The organism is Catonella sp., from assembly GCF_057250765.1.
Map to the genome: position 1 here is coordinate 17,913 of NZ_DBHIEC010000019.1, position 14,796 is coordinate 32,708.

The window sequence follows — 14,796 nt, forward strand, 5'->3', positions numbered from 1 at the left end:
GTTATGAAATTAAATGGAACCTGCCCGCAAGAGAATTTACAGTCTTTTGGCAGATAAATAAAAGAGAATGCTGCAAATATGTTGTATAGCCTAAGGTATATAAACTTGCCTGAGGGCGAGATTCGTGTGCGAGGTCTGTACTTTGTATATGTTAAAAATGGAGGGTTGATTAGATGGAAAGCCATAAGGTATATGTGGATGTAACGGCTGAGTTTACCAAGGACGGGAGGCTCATTCCGAAGAGCTTTGTGTGGAAGGACGGACAGGTTTATGAGATTCAGAAGGTGACAGATATACGCAGGGCAGCAAGCCTGAAAGCGGGAGGAGTAGGACTCCGCTACACCTGCATAGTGGATGGATGTAAGAGCCATCTTTATTATGAGGACAATAATTTATGGTTTATGGAGGAGAGGTAGGGATTTAGGTGATTGTACAATCATGCAACGGGTCGTTGCATAATTACCATATCATGAGAAAAATTATTTGTATTTTATAGTAGAGAGGCAGGACTTACCTTGTTCAAAGCTTTAAAATGTGATATTATCAAGTAAAAGAATAGTCGTATAAATTGCGGGGTTTATAGGTGATTGTAAGTTCTAAAAGGGGGTAGCGGATATGGTAAGGATGGTTTTTATAGGTTTGCTCGTATTTTTTGCGGCAGCCTGTACAGGTATTGGGCTCTTTATGTATCACCGGATGAAGAAAACTCTGGTTAATGGGGAGCCACTGATGAACCAGCCTGTAAATGAACAGACAAGAACTGACAAAATGGGGGCAGGAGAGTTATTGGTATATGGCTCTATAATTATTGTTGCAGCTCTCATTGTAGTACTGATTATGCAGGAACAAGAAGGAGGAGGCTCTGCTATCCTTGCAAAGGCAATTCTTCTGCCACCGGTTATGGCACTTTTTAATGCAAGAAAACGTACCGGTAAAGCCATGCTTGCTCTGGTAATGGCATTCATGGTCTCATTGTTTTTGATGTTGGCCAATGCGCTTATAGGTCTTCCTCAAAAAGCACCTTTACTGGTAGTAGACCACGTTCCTATTACAGCAGCAAGGACGACTGCCAAAGATTTGATTGATAGTGGCTGTGATATCTACATTAGGAGGTCAGGTGCAGGGAGCACCGACTATAATGAACTTCTTACATCAGGGAGCTATGTAAGATATCCGGCTGACCAAAGCGTAAGGATAGAAAAAGGATTTCACCCGGTTAATGACTCTGTAGAGAATGCTAAGTATATTCTTGTAAAAGAGGGGCTTGTTCTTGGAAGCATAGAATTATATGGTGGTGAGACAGAGGATATAGTACTGGAAAATAGTAAAATTATAGGCTTTAAGACTGATGAGGAGGGCATAGCGGCAGCAAAAGGGAAGTCGCTCTCATACAAATTAAACGGCATGGAATTGCTTACTACTCTGAAAAGAGAAAAGTTAAAAAAGACATTTGCCGGGAATATATGGTCGATACCTGACAAAGATGCGGATATTACTCAGTTGTACTATGGATTGAAATGGGGAACAAACAGTGACCATCTGTTTTGGAATGAATATTATGCAACAATCAGTTTTGACAAAGAGAATAAAATGACTTCCTTTGAGTTGTTTGTAGAGATTGCAAGGGAGTAAGAATTAAAAATATCAAAGAAAACCCAAATTTATAGTGATTATAAGCTTAAAGGGGGGTAACTACATGAGAAATCACGAAATCACAGAGTATCAAAACCTTTTAGACAAAAATGGAAATGTGGCGGAGCCCGGGTGGTCTAGGAAGCAGTTTCAAAGGTACAGGAGGAAGGATATAAAAGCTCCTGCAGTAAGGATTAAGGAGTGGGACTACTATCTCATATTAAATAAAGACTTTGGTATAGCCCTTACAATGTCTGATGACGGCTATCTGGGACTGCAGTCTGCAAGCTTTCTTAAATTTACAGGAAAGCCTTTTGAACATACGGAAACCATCTTAACACCATTTCCAATGGGCAAGCTGAAGATGCCTGAGACAAGCAAGGAGGGAAACTGCTTTTACAAAGATAAGAGACTTACCCTCTCTTATGAGATTGTTGCCAATCCTTCGGGAAGTGGTAGAAAAAGGCATATAATCTGCAATTTTAAGAACTTTTATAACGGCAAGCCTTTTAAGTGTGATGTATGGCTTGATGAGCCTGAAATGGACAGCCTGGTCATAGCTACACCTTGGAATAAAAAACACGCATTTTACTATAATCAGAAAATAAACTGTATGCGCGCCTCAGGAGAGGTGCAGTTTAATGATAAAACCTATCAATTTAACCCTAAGACAGACTTTGGTACGCTTGACTGGGGCAGGGGAGTATGGACCTATGAAAATACCTGGTACTGGGGAACTTGTAGCTGTGACTTAGACGGACACAGCTTTGGCTTTAACATAGGCTATGGATTCGGCAATACAAAGGCGGCAAGTGAAAACATCCTCTTTTATGACGGGGTAGGTCATAAGCTTGACGATGTTATGTTTGTGATACCGGGTGATGAAGGACCTGATGCCATTAATGACAAGGGAAAAGAAGTTAAACCCGGAAAGAGAGATAAAAAACGAGTCATCAATTACATGGATAAGTGGAAATATATCTCCTCTGACGGACGCTTTGAAATGGAGTTTGAACCTATCATCGACAGAAAGGCGAAAATCGACCTAAAACTTCTTTGCTCCGACCAGCATCAGGTATTTGGTAAAATGAGTGGTACTGCCATCTTAGACGATGGAAGAAAGATAGAACTTAAGGATGTACTTTGCTCTGCTGAGCATATATATAATAAATTTTAAGAGGATGATATAAGCATCAAAGGTGTTGAAAATCAAGTGGGAGTGCTTGTAAGAGAAGGTTGACACTTTTAAGAGCTACGTCATATAAGGAAGAGGAAAGTGGTTCTACAATTGTAGAATATGCTTTGCGGGAGGAAATAAAATGACTGACCAAGATATAGAAAAACTTATTAAAGAGCAGAATAAGTATTTTAATTCAGGGCTTACAAGGAGCTATGAATCAAGACTTGTTTCTCTTAAAGCCTTAAAAAGAGCGATACTTAGTAATGAAGATGAGTTGTGCAGAGCATTGAAGGAGGATCTTGGCAAGAGCAGGGCAGAGGCTTTCATGTGTGAGATAGGACTTGCTATTTCTGAGATAAACTGGCTTATAAAGCATCTTAGAGGGCTAATGAGAAAGAAATATGTCCTCACCCCTCTTGCACAGTTTGCGGCAACCAGCTTTAGAAGTCCGTCTCCTTATGGAAATGTGCTGATAATAAGCCCTTGGAACTATCCTTTACTCCTTACCTTAGAGCCTCTTGCGGATGCACTAGCTGCGGGAAATACAGCTATAATTAAGCCAAGTGCCTATGCACCCGAGACCTCTAAGATAATAAAGAAAATGCTTGAAGAGAGCTTTAATCCCGGGCTGGTGGCTGTAGTTACAGGAGGAAGAGCAGAAAATCAGGCACTTTTAAGACAGAAATTCGACAAGATATTTTTCACGGGCAGCAAGGAAGTAGGTAAGGAGGTAATGCGATGTGCCTCAGAGCATTTAACACCTGTTACGCTTGAGCTTGGAGGAAAGAGTCCCTGCATAGTGGAAAAAAGCGCCAAAATAGGTCTTGCTGCGAGGAGAATAGTATTTGGAAAGTTCTTAAACTGTGGTCAGACCTGCGTTGCGCCTGACTATATCCTCTGTGATGAAAGTATAAGAGATAGTTTGGTATCTGCAGTCAAGAAGGAAATAACCTTACAGTTTGGAAGCAAACCGCTTGAGAATCCTGACTATGGCAAGATAGTAAATGAAAAGCATTTTAATAGGTTAAAAGGACTGATAAATGAGGAAAAGACGGTCTGGGGCGGAAAGTCAGATGAAAAGGAGCAGAGGATAGAGCCTACTGTTATGGTTGATGTAAGCTGGGAAGATCCAGTAATGGGCGAGGAGATATTTGGTCCAATACTCCCTATACTTACTTATAAGACCTTAGATGAGGCTGTTTCGGTGATTGAAAGTCATCCCCATCCCTTGGCTTTATACTGCTTTACGGAGGATAAGAGAGTTAAAGAGAGAATACTTAAAAAATGCAGATTTGGCGGTGGCTGTATCAATGATGTGGTAATCCATTTGGCTACAAGTGAAATGCCGTTTGGAGGAGTCGGAGAGAGTGGAATGGGCTCTTATCACGGCAAGGCAGGCTTTGAGGAATTTAGCCATACAAGAAGCATGGTGGATAAGAAGACCTGGATGGATATGCCTGTACGCTACCAGCCTTATACGGGATTTAAGGAGAAGCTGCTGAGGCTGTTTTTAAGGTAGCTATCTACATCCCTGAGAAAGTTGGGAAAATTTGATGCTGAGTGGGAGATTGCGAATAGCTATTTAGCTGCTTCATAGATTAGACATAAGGGGTAAATTAGTCGGGAATAGGCATGAAGGGAAATGACTATTTGAAACAGAGAATAAAAAACAGCTACATCAGATAATAATTCCTAATGTGGCTGTTTTTTATTCCTATCATTTACATTGTAACTAACAGCGGACTTGCATTAAGCATCAAAAATGAAAGCCAGTGTCTTAACTGCAGTATCTATCTTTTAACCCTTGCAGAGCCGCCTGACATAAGGGATTCAACTTCGCTCTTTCTTGCCATCGAGGTATCTCCCAGAGTAGTCATTGCAAGTGCACCATGGGCTGCGCCATAGTTTACAGCCCTCGCTGGATCGCCTGTTTCCATAAGTCCATAAATCAGACCTGAAGCAAAGCTGTCACCGCCGCCCACTCTGTCTAAGATTTCAAGAGCCTTATACTCATTTGCGCGGTATATTTCTCCGTCCACATATAGCATTGCAGACCAGTCATTGATTGTAGCCGTCTTAACCTCACGGAGAGTGGTACCTGCGGCCTTCCAGTTGGTGTATACCTTGGTTGCCTCGTTTAACATAAGCTTATAGCCGTCTAAGTTAAGAGAGGTAAGATCTTCGGCATTTCCAGGCACTTCAAAACCAAGGCAGGCGGTATAGTCTTCTTCGTTTCCGATCATTACATCTACATACTTAGCTATTTCGCGGTTCACTTCTCTGCATTTTTCAAGGCCTCCTATGTGTTTCCAAAGAGAAGGGCGGTAGTTTAAGTCATAGCTTACAACAGTACCGTACTGTTTTGCCTTTTTAACAGCTTCGATGGTGAACTCTGCGGTGCTTTCAGAGAGGGCAGCAAAGATTCCTCCTGTATGGAACCATCTTACACCAAGCTTGCCAAAGAGGTAGTCAAAGTCGAAGTCACCCGGTTTAAGCTGGCTGGCAGCTGTGTTAGCTCTGTCTGATATACCAAGGGCGCCTCTTACTCCATGTCCTCTCTCGGTAAAGTTAAGTCCGTTTCTAACAGCCCTGCCTATGCCATCAAAGTCTTTCCACAGTATGAACTGAGAGTCAACCTTTCCTGCATCAATCATTTCCTCTATGAGATAGCCCACATCATTTTTTGCAAGAGAGGTGATGACAGCAGTCTTAAAGCCAAAGCATTTGGCAAGTCCTCTTGCTACATTGTATTCTCCGCCACCCTCATAGGCCGCAAAGCTCCTCGCAGTTCTTATTCTTCCCTCACCCGGATCGAGGCGTAGCATAACTTCTCCCATTGATACCTCGTCATAGGCACATTCTTCCTTGCTTTTAATCTGTAAATTCATAATTTTTATCATTCCTTTCGCTTCACTCAAGGCACAAACAAGTTATGAAAAAATGTTGTGCCTCTCCTCGTTTTGTCTTATAATCCTCGCAAAATATTCGTAATCCGCTTGCCTTTGCCAAAATGGCTATCTACTCATATCGTTTATTTCATAAGTTACAAGCAACATTGTCAACGCTACAGATTCCAACTTTTCCAATATTTCATAGGCTACAAGTCAAACGGTGGCAGTTATAAGTTTCTTACTTTCCTGAAAATCTCCATAGCCTCTTTTGACAGCCTTGTTATCTCATCCCATTTTTCTTCATTTATAAGGTCCTTTGTGCACAGCCAGGAGCCTCCAACAGCAGCTATTTTACCAAACTCAAGATAGGTGGAGAGGTTTGATAGGCTCACTCCTCCTGTAGGTACGAACCTGATATTAGGGAAAGGCTGGGATATGGCCTTGATAGTCTTAAGCCCGCCGTAGTTTTCTGCAGGGAAGAATTTAACCACCTTTATATCTTCCTTCATAAGCTGAATTATCTCGGTAGGAGTTACAGCCCCGGGAAGCATATATACCCCTAGCTCTTTAGCGTATCTAACCACCTCGATATCGCTTCCCGGAGATACGATGAACTTAGCTCCGGCATCTACAGCGCTCTTAAGCTGCTCCTTTGTGACTACTGTACCTGCCCCCACTATCATATCAGGAACGTTTAGTGCAATTTGCCTAATGGCTTCTTCTGCGGCAGCAGTCCTAAAAGTTACTTCGCAGGTCTTGATTCCTCCCGCGAGTAAGGCCTTTGCAAGAGGAACAGCCTTGTTGGCATCCTCCAATACTACCACAGGAACAACACCGCAGTTTTCAATAATATCGTGCAATAACATAAATACCTCCTAAAAAAAATATAAAAAATAACCAAATGATATTGACATCGGAATGATTATATCATAAAATGTTATATAAGTAAACGATTACTTAAACGCTAAACGTTAATTTGTTTTCACAAAAAGATGAGCAAAGATTATTATAACTTATGCTTATCGGGTGGAAATGGATGATTTTAAGAAGAAGGCTTCAGCTATGGTTACGATAAAAGACATATCAAAAAAACTAGGAGTATCTTCGGTTTCTGTTCACAGAGCACTTAAGGGTAAAGAGGGCGTGAGCAACGAGCTTCGCGCCAAAATCATAGAGACTTCCAGAGAGATGGGGTATGTGGAAAACTATGCCGCAGCCTCAATTAAGAGGAAGACAGAAAGAGTGGCGGTGGTTCTTCCCAAGGGCAAGTGGGAGAAGAAAATGTACTTCGACTACATCTGGCTTGGAATTAAAAAAAGTGCAAAGGAATTGAAGGGATTAAATGTTGAAATAATTCCTTTTGTATGTGATGACGAAGAACAACAGCTTACACAGCTTAAGGAGATAGCAGGAGAAGGTTCTGACAGCTATGGGGGAGTTATAACACTTTCATTTACAAGGGCACCGGAGATTCTTATGCAGCTACAAAGATTGCTGGCGCTTAATATTAAGGTTTTGGTTATAGATGATCATATCACCACACCTGAAGGGCTTATGTGCATTCACCCAAGAGAAGTTCAGGTAGGAAAGGTTGCAGCAGAATTTGCTTCCCTAGTTACACCTAAAACGGGCAGGGTGCTTGTATCCGGGGGACGTTCTGATTCCAAGATTCACGAAGGAAGACTGAACAGCTTTTGTAACTATATTAAAGAGAACAAGCCGGGATTGACTTTGGACATTATAAAAGGTTATACGAGAAAAATGGACCGCAAAGGAGAGCTTTACCGCAATGCCTGTGAGGCTCTTGATAAAAATGATGATGTCTGCTTAATGTACGCCCTTACCTCTCACGACAATGTGGCTTTTGTCGAGGCCCTTGGAAGAAGAGAGGGTGATAAAAAGGTTGCTATAATAGGCACTGACTTAAATGAGGAAACCCTAGAGTATCTAAAACAAAAAGAAATGGTTGCGGTCATAGACCAAAATCCTTACAAAAAGGGCTATATGGCATTTAATGCAATGGTTGACTGCCTTATCAAAAAGCTGCCTGTGCCGGATGTGATGCTATGTAAGATAGATATAGCACTTGAGAACAATGCAGAACTCTACAATGTCCAGTGAAATATTTGTTCAAATCACTACTATAACCGGATGTGGGTAGGAAAATTTAAGCTGTTATGAAATGTTTGTACATAAAGTCAAACTTATGGATGTACAAAAACTCATATAAATGTAAACATCGATTAAAAGGAGGATTTCTTGATGAGAAAGAAAATGTTACAGAAAATTGGGGTTGCAGTTGTTTCAGGAGCTATGATAGTATCCGCACTTACAGGATGTGGAAGCTCAGAAAAGACAGACAAATCAGCTTCTGCAAGTGCAGCAAAGTCAGCAGCAACAAGTTCTGCGAAAACAAGTACTGCTTCAGGCACAAAGGCTAAGGATTATAGCGGGGTAAAGCTTGTATACTGGTCAAGCTGGGAAGCTACAGAGCCACAGGGAATGGTAGTTGCTGAGGCTATTGAGGACTATGAGAAGGAGACCGGTATTGATATTGAGGTTGAGTTTAAGGGACGTAAGGGAATTAAAGAAGGTTTGATTCCTGCTCTTGATGCAAATCAGCAGATAGACTTCTTTGACGGTGCCGGAAATAAGAGTAATTACGGTGACCGTATTATAAGTCTTGAGGATTTAGTTAAGGAGCATAATTACGAGCCACGCTCCAACCCTACTATGATGAAACTTTTCAGAAGCTACAATGATGGAGTACTTAAAGAAATACCTTTCCAGTTTAAGGCTAATTCATATCTTTACAATAAAAAGCTTTTCAGACAGGCAGGAATCGAGAAGGCACCTGCTAACTGGTCAGAGTTTTTAACTGCTTGTCAGAAGCTTAAAGATGCCGGAATCACACCTATTACTACTGATGATGCTTATGTGCCACAGGCATTTGGTATGCACCTTGGAAGACTTGTAGGAAGCGAAGGCTTGAAGAAAATCGTAAATGAAAACGGTTGGGACAGACCTGAGGTTTTACAGACAGCTAACGACCTCGCAGACCTTGCGGCTAAGGGATATTTCTCAGAGCTGGTTGCATCAAACGTATATCCTACAGGACAGAATACTGAGTTTGCAACAGGAAAGGCTGCTATGTACTGCGTAGGAACCTACATGGTTAACGAGGTTAAGAATATCACAGGACCTGACTTTGAGTGGGGCTTCTTCGCTTATCCTGAGGTAAATAATGGAATTAACGGTACAGAAGCTATGGTTATCGGTGGACAGAGCTTTGCTATTACTTCAAAGTGTAAGAACCCTGAAGCAGCATTTGGATTCATCGAGAAGATGACAAGAGGCAAATTTGACGAGAAGTTAGGCAAAGAAAGTATCAGTATTACAGCAGATACAGAAAATAAAAACTGGCCAGAGCAGCTTGCAGATGTAAAGCCTTACTTTGATAACTGTACAGAGATTATGGGTGGAGCAGAAAGCAATCCTGACATTACACCTGCATTAAAGGAGAACTTGATTAAGCTGTACTCAGGTAAGATTACAGGTGCAGAGTTCGTTGCTAACATGAAGGCAGCTGCAGGAAAGTAAGACTAAGACAGGATTTATAGTTTTGTTTTTAACAAATATGTGATTTGTACTTAGATTTACAAATGTACATAATAGGGGCAGGCAGGTAACTTATCGTTATTTGACCTGCCCGTTTTATAAGTTACTTACCCCAAACCGGGGTTTATACTAAAGGAGTTTGTTCAGAAGGGAAAATATTTATGAAGCGCAATAGAAGTATGATTTTAGCATTTACTCTTCCCGCAACATTATTGTTTATTGCAGTATTTGTCTATCCTATAATCAGAACTGTAATCATGAGCTTTTTTAGAATTGTGGAGATTACAGACCCGGTTAGTAGATGGGAATTTAGAGGACTAGGCAATTACATTGATTTGTTTAATGCTTCACTGTTTAGGCAGTCTCTTATCAATATAGGAAAGATATGGACAATAGGTGGTGTAATAACTCTTGCCGTATCGTTATTATTAGCCATAATCCTGACAAGCGGAATAAGATTCAAGGGATTTTTCCAGGCAGCAATTTACCTGCCTAATGTAATTAGTGCCGTAGCAATGGCAACTATGTGGATTCAGTATGTATTTAATTCTTCTTATGGATTTTTAACAACATTCTTTAGAATGTTGGGTCTGGAGAGCCTAGCTAAAATACAGTGGCTGGATGCGGAACATAAATTCTGGGCACTTCTTATTTCCTACTGCTTTGGAATGATAGGCCATCATATGCTTATATGGATAAGCGGTATCGAGAGAGTCAGCAAGGAATATTATGAGGCATCAGGAATAGACGGTGCCAATAAAGTTCAGCAGTTTTTTCATATTACCCTTCCTCTTCTTAGGGGTATATTAAGAACCAATATTATCATGTGGTCCATAAGAATAGCAGGATTTTTTATCTGGTCACAGCTCTTCTCTCCACTTACAGCGGATACATCTACTGTAGTTCCTATGGTATATATGTATACCAAGGTATTTGGAGCTGAAACTGCAGATATAATTTCCCGTGATGCCGGAGCAGGCGCGGCTATTGGTATAATTCTTTGTGTTTTAGTCTTGATTATATTCAAGCTTGCCAACAAATTTATTAGGGACGATGATTTAGAGTTCTAATAGTCAAATATGAAAGGTTAGATTATGAAAATGTTTAAAACTGCAAAAAAAGAAAAAAATTCTGTGCCTTTTAATTTCAAGAAGGAAATTAAGCTTTTGCCGGGATATATAATTATAATTACCTGGATTATTTTTACGGTAGTTATACTTGGATGGGTAGTTGCAGCGAGTTTGTCAACTACAGCAGATATCTTTTCGGGTGATATCCTTGGATTTAAGACAGGACTTCATTTTGAAAACTATAAAAAGGCCTGGGTATCGTCAAATGTGTCGGTGTTCTTTACCAACTCCCTTATTTATGCAGTCCTGTCATGTGCATTTCTCATTTTGATTTGCGCGCCTTATGCCTATGTACTTCAGAGATTTGAATTCTGGGGAAGAAAGACAATAACATCAGCACTTGCAGGTACAATGGGTATTCCGATTATAATGGTAATTATTCCTCTTTATACCTGGGTAGCAAGAACAGGAGTACTTGGTAATGCATTCTCAAACAGAATAGTACTTGTAGTACTGTTTGTGGCAGTAAAGATACCTTACACAACTACTTTTCTTATGGCATACTTTGCCAATATTTCAAAGGCCTATGAAGAAGCCGCGGCTATAGACGGCTGTCACCCTGTAAAGACTTTCTGGAAGATTGTATTCCCTCTTGCACAGGGCGGTGTAGTAACGGTAACAATCTTTAATTTCATAGCAATATGGAATGAGTACTTCCTCTCACTGCTTTTCGTAAACTCAGAGAAGCTAAGACCTGTAGCTTTGGGACTCTTCTCTATGATCAACGGAATGAAGTACAGCGGTGATTGGTCAGGACTTTTCGCATCAGTTATTATAGTATTCATACCTACCTTTGTACTTTACATAGGTCTGTCAAAGAAGATTATTGGTGGTATAACAGGAGGCGTTAAGGGCTAAATGAATCTGGTATTTGTTTTTGCGGATCAGTGGAGAGCTGGAGCCATGGGATATGCAAAGGAAGATCCCGTGCTAACTCCGCTTATGGACAGGTTTTGTGAGGAATCGACCTACTGCGACCATGCATTTAGTACATTCCCTGTCTGCTCTCCTCATAGAGCAAGTCTAATGACTGGAAAATATCCTCTCTCCGCAGGGTTTTTCACCAACTGCAAGAAGGGCTTGACTTTAAGACTTAAAGATGAAGAAATCTGTGTGGGAGATGTACTTAAGAAGGAAGGCTATGATACAGCTTATATCGGAAAATGGCACTTGGATGAGGCTGAACAGACCTATTGTGCTGAGCCAAAGTCGGGAGCCAGAAACTGGGATGCCTATACTCCGCCCGGTGTCAGAAGACATGGATTTGACTACTGGTATTCTTATGGAACATTCGATAAGCATTTGTCACCTCATTACTGGGAGGATACAGATGAAATGATTCAAATTCACCAGTGGTCTCCGGAACATGAGACTGATAAGGCGATTGAATATCTGGAGAAAAAGAGGGATAAATCAAAGCCTTTTGCCCTTTACATTTCTTGGAATCCTCCACATAGCATATATAGTGAGGTTCCTGAAGAATATCTTAAGCTCTATGATAACGTCAAGCTTAAAAATAATGTCCGTTTAGGAGGGATTCATCACCACACAGGCGAAGAGGCACCAATGACAGAGGAGGAAATGACTCTTACCACGAAGCAGTATTATGCAGCTATAAGCGGACTGGATAAGCAGTTTGGACGAATAATAGACTATCTTAAAGAAAATGATTTGTATGATGACACCATAGTCATTCTTTCGGCTGACCATGGCGATATGATGGGCTCACATGGACTTATGGGAAAGCACGTCTGGTATGAGGAGTCAATTAGAATCCCATTTGTCGTGCATGTGCCGGGAAATGAGAACAGAAGATGCAGCACCTGCATAGGAAGCCAGGATATGATGCCGACCATCCTTGGGCTCTTAAACTGTCCTATACCTAGTACGGTAGAGGGCGAGGACTGTCAGAGATTTATAAGAGGTGAAGAGGATGAGGAGAGGGTAAGCTTTCTTTGTGCAAGTCCCGGCAGGGCTGATTTTGTGGAGAAGTTTAAGAAGACAGGTAAGGATCCTGCAACCTATGGCTGGAGGGGTGTCAGAACCAAGAGATATACCTATGTAATTGAACTTGGCTATGATGTAATATGTAAGCCTAAGAGATACCTTTATGATAACCAGCAAGATCCTGAGCAGATTCATCCACTTGACTTGGATACTAAAGAGAATAAAATGCTTGCAAGGGAGCTTGAAGCAAAGGTTGTAAACTGGATGAAACGCCAAAATGACGGCTTTATGGATAACTGGGGTAGGGAAATGGCTTATGAATAATACAGAATTGTTGTGGGATGAATTTCAAAAACACCTGGGTTATGACAAAGAGGAAGCCTTAAAAATAGCAGATTTCTGCTTGAAAAACTGTGGTGAAATGATGAAGCTTGTTATGGAGACAGCTGATGAAACTGCAGAGAATACCTTTTTATTCAGGCTTCCGTGGGACATGGAAGCCACGAGTGAAGTCGTACATTTTGACAGGAAAATCAAGTGGAATTATGTTCTAAATGAAGACGAGGAATTCATCTTTCAGCTAAACAGGCATAGATACTGGATAAGCCTGGGACAGGCCTATAGACTTACAGGCAATGAAAAGTATGTAAAAGCATTTATAGGGCAGCTCCTTGATTGGATAGATGAGAACATCGACATAGAAAAAGCTGATAAAGCGATTTGGAGAACTCTTGAAACGGGACTAAGAGCTGATTACTGGGTGAGAGCTATGGCGCTTTTTGCAGACAGCCCACTTATTACAGATGATATAAAGAAAAGATTTTTTGAGGCTCTTTTAGTACACGCAGGGCATTTGGCTGCAAATCCCCAAAAAGGATTTTCAATGAAAAGCAACTGGGGAGTGATGGAATATACAGGACTTTACATTCTCTCCCTTGTGCTTGACAATGAAGAATACAAAAAAACAGCAATATATTTCCTGAAAATGGGATTACACACTCAGATACATGATGACGGTTTCCAGTGGGAGTCCTCCCCTATGTACCACAATGAGGTACTCGCAGCCTATCTTGAAGTTCTTAGGGTGGCTGAAATCTATGGAGACAAGCCATTTACAGAGGATGAGAGAGAGATTGTTAAGAGAATGGCATACGCGACTCTTATGAGAACCTATCCTAATCATCATCAGCTAATGACAGGTGATTCGGATGACACAGATGTGAGGGATTTATTAAGCCAGTCAGCGCTTATTTTTAAGGATTCTACCCTAAAGTCTGCAGGATATAAGGAGATTGACTTTGAAGGAGCCTGGCTTTTTGGAACTAAAGGAATAGAAACCTATGAAAAGCTTGAAACTACTGAACTTATTGGGGGGCTTCAGGTAAGTGATGAAAGTGGAGAGGCTGTATGGAGAAGCTCATATAATGAAGATGCCGATTTTATATATTTTAGAAATGGTTGCCTTGGGGGCGGACATGGGCACCAGGATAAGCTTCATTTAGAGCTGTGGTTTGAAGGCGAACAGATACTTAGGGATAGCGGACGATATACGTATAAACATGTAGAAGAAAGATATGAACTAAAAGGCTCTAAGGCTCACAATGTACCAATAATAAACAATCTTGAATATGCACCTAGTGCCGATTCGTGGATATATGAAAAGCTGCCTTTATCAGTCGGGAATTATTACAATCACAAGGACGGATTTTTACTGTTTGAAGGTGCACATTGTGGCTATATGGAAGCAGGAGTTTTGCTTAGAAGAAGAGTTGTTGCCCTAAAGCCTGATATTATCGTAATCTGCGATGAAATTATAGGAAATAAGAAGAATGAACTCTCACAGCATTTTGCCTTCGCAGAAACTATTGACTTAAAGAAAGAAGTAGGAGAATCACGAGGTAAGGGAGTTAAATGTGAGTTTGTGGTAAAGAGCTTTGATGAAGGAGGAGAGGTGGCGCAGGATATAGTCACAGCCAAGGTGTCAAGGCATTATAACCATATAGGCGAAAGCAAGGCTCTTAGGTTAAGTACGAAAGCTTCACATTTTCTTACTACAATTATAGTAAAGAATCAGGCAGGCGAAAAGACTGTGATAAACAAAGAGAAAGTTTATAACCTCACCAATGAAACCGTACTTAAGGATGATGAGGTGCAGGGATACTTAATATCCAGAGGTGAAAAGGAATACAGTGTTATACTATACAAGGATGATGTAGGAAACGGAAGAGACTTAAACGGAATCAAGGGAGTATATGGAATTGGACAGACTATGGCTGCCTCTCTCCATAAAAAACCTGAGTATATGACAGTTTTAAGGTGGTAGTTAACTTATACTTTGTATAGATTACAATCAGCAAAAAAATCATAGATTATGGTTTGACTATAGTCTTATGGGTAA

The 14,796-nt window shown here is 40.8% G+C and carries 12 protein-coding genes; 10 read left to right on the forward strand and 2 right to left on the reverse strand.

The genetic code is table 11. The features are described from left to right. Positions 1-173: 173 nt before the first annotated feature. The 4 genes from ACO6HM_RS09745 (at position 174) to ACO6HM_RS09760 (ending at position 4,331) form a co-directional block, all read left to right on the forward strand. Entirely contained in the window at positions 174-416 is a 243-nt protein-coding gene (locus tag ACO6HM_RS09745) for a hypothetical protein (RefSeq protein ID WP_208430418.1), read from the forward strand. A gap of 199 nt (positions 417-615) precedes the next feature. After that, complete coding sequence (locus ACO6HM_RS09750) at positions 616-1,632, forward strand: hypothetical protein (protein WP_485390855.1); 1,017 nt, start codon at positions 616-618, stop codon at positions 1,630-1,632. Positions 1,633-1,696: 64 nt separating this feature from the next. Further along, the gene (locus tag ACO6HM_RS09755) at positions 1,697-2,809 is read left to right on the forward strand and encodes a DUF2804 domain-containing protein (protein ID WP_485390856.1); all 1,113 of its coding nucleotides are present in this window, start codon (positions 1,697-1,699) and stop codon (positions 2,807-2,809) included. A 142-nt stretch (positions 2,810-2,951) separates the two neighbouring features. After that, positions 2,952-4,331 carry an aldehyde dehydrogenase gene (locus ACO6HM_RS09760; RefSeq protein ID WP_485390857.1) on the forward strand — a complete coding sequence of 460 codons (1,380 nt, stop codon included), beginning with the start codon at positions 2,952-2,954 and terminating at the stop codon, positions 4,329-4,331. Between the two features lie 271 nt (positions 4,332-4,602). Here ACO6HM_RS09760 and ACO6HM_RS09765 read toward each other — a convergent pair whose 3' ends face one another. Then, entirely contained in the window at positions 4,603-5,700 is a 1,098-nt protein-coding gene (locus ACO6HM_RS09765; RefSeq protein ID WP_485390858.1) for a PfkB family carbohydrate kinase, read from the reverse strand. Between the two features lie 230 nt (positions 5,701-5,930). Next, the gene (locus tag ACO6HM_RS09770) at positions 5,931-6,569 is read right to left on the reverse strand and encodes a bifunctional 4-hydroxy-2-oxoglutarate aldolase/2-dehydro-3-deoxy-phosphogluconate aldolase (protein ID WP_485390859.1); all 639 of its coding nucleotides are present in this window, start codon (positions 6,567-6,569) and stop codon (positions 5,931-5,933) included. A 166-nt stretch (positions 6,570-6,735) separates the two neighbouring features. On the opposite strand from ACO6HM_RS09770, the gene ACO6HM_RS09775 reads away from it, so the two are divergent. From ACO6HM_RS09775 to ACO6HM_RS09800, 6 genes are all read left to right on the forward strand, one after another. Beyond that, the gene (locus tag ACO6HM_RS09775; protein WP_485390860.1) at positions 6,736-7,824 is read left to right on the forward strand and encodes a LacI family DNA-binding transcriptional regulator; all 1,089 of its coding nucleotides are present in this window, start codon (positions 6,736-6,738) and stop codon (positions 7,822-7,824) included. 141 nt (positions 7,825-7,965) lie between these two features. Continuing rightward, complete coding sequence (locus ACO6HM_RS09780) at positions 7,966-9,303, forward strand: ABC transporter substrate-binding protein (RefSeq protein ID WP_208430206.1); 1,338 nt, start codon at positions 7,966-7,968, stop codon at positions 9,301-9,303. A 179-nt stretch (positions 9,304-9,482) separates the two neighbouring features. Continuing rightward, the gene (locus ACO6HM_RS09785) at positions 9,483-10,391 is read left to right on the forward strand and encodes a carbohydrate ABC transporter permease (RefSeq protein ID WP_485390861.1); all 909 of its coding nucleotides are present in this window, start codon (positions 9,483-9,485) and stop codon (positions 10,389-10,391) included. A 30-nt stretch (positions 10,392-10,421) separates the two neighbouring features. Then, complete coding sequence (locus tag ACO6HM_RS09790) at positions 10,422-11,309, forward strand: carbohydrate ABC transporter permease (protein WP_485390876.1); 888 nt, start codon at positions 10,422-10,424, stop codon at positions 11,307-11,309. Next, complete coding sequence (locus ACO6HM_RS09795; RefSeq protein WP_485390862.1) at positions 11,310-12,722, forward strand: sulfatase family protein; 1,413 nt, start codon at positions 11,310-11,312, stop codon at positions 12,720-12,722. After that, positions 12,715-14,721, forward strand: a complete 2,007-nt coding sequence (locus ACO6HM_RS09800; protein ID WP_485390863.1) for a heparinase II/III family protein — start codon at positions 12,715-12,717, stop codon at positions 14,719-14,721. The genes ACO6HM_RS09795 and ACO6HM_RS09800 overlap by 8 nt, the downstream gene beginning before the upstream one ends. The last annotated feature ends 75 nt before the right edge of the window (positions 14,722-14,796 follow it).

Bases quoted from the DNA above. Each gene is read 5' to 3' on its own strand.
- ACO6HM_RS09780 (WP_208430206.1), top strand. From the start codon at position 7,966: ATGAGAAAGAAAATGTTACAGAAAATTGGGGTTGCAGTTGTTTCAGGA.
- ACO6HM_RS09750 (WP_485390855.1), top strand. From the start codon at position 616: ATGGTAAGGATGGTTTTTATAGGTTTGCTCGTATTTTTTGCGGCAGCC.
- ACO6HM_RS09790 (WP_485390876.1), top strand. From the start codon at position 10,422: ATGTTTAAAACTGCAAAAAAAGAAAAAAATTCTGTGCCTTTTAATTTC.
- ACO6HM_RS09760 (WP_485390857.1), top strand. From the start codon at position 2,952: ATGACTGACCAAGATATAGAAAAACTTATTAAAGAGCAGAATAAGTAT.
- ACO6HM_RS09755 (WP_485390856.1), top strand. From the start codon at position 1,697: ATGAGAAATCACGAAATCACAGAGTATCAAAACCTTTTAGACAAAAAT.
- ACO6HM_RS09770 (WP_485390859.1), bottom strand. From the start codon at position 6,569: ATGTTATTGCACGATATTATTGAAAACTGCGGTGTTGTTCCTGTGGTA.
- ACO6HM_RS09785 (WP_485390861.1), top strand. From the start codon at position 9,483: ATGAAGCGCAATAGAAGTATGATTTTAGCATTTACTCTTCCCGCAACA.
- ACO6HM_RS09795 (WP_485390862.1), top strand. From the start codon at position 11,310: ATGAATCTGGTATTTGTTTTTGCGGATCAGTGGAGAGCTGGAGCCATG.
- ACO6HM_RS09765 (WP_485390858.1), bottom strand. From the start codon at position 5,700: ATGAATTTACAGATTAAAAGCAAGGAAGAATGTGCCTATGACGAGGTA.
- ACO6HM_RS09800 (WP_485390863.1), top strand. From the start codon at position 12,715: ATGAATAATACAGAATTGTTGTGGGATGAATTTCAAAAACACCTGGGT.
- ACO6HM_RS09745 (WP_208430418.1), top strand. From the start codon at position 174: ATGGAAAGCCATAAGGTATATGTGGATGTAACGGCTGAGTTTACCAAG.
- ACO6HM_RS09775 (WP_485390860.1), top strand. From the start codon at position 6,736: ATGGATGATTTTAAGAAGAAGGCTTCAGCTATGGTTACGATAAAAGAC.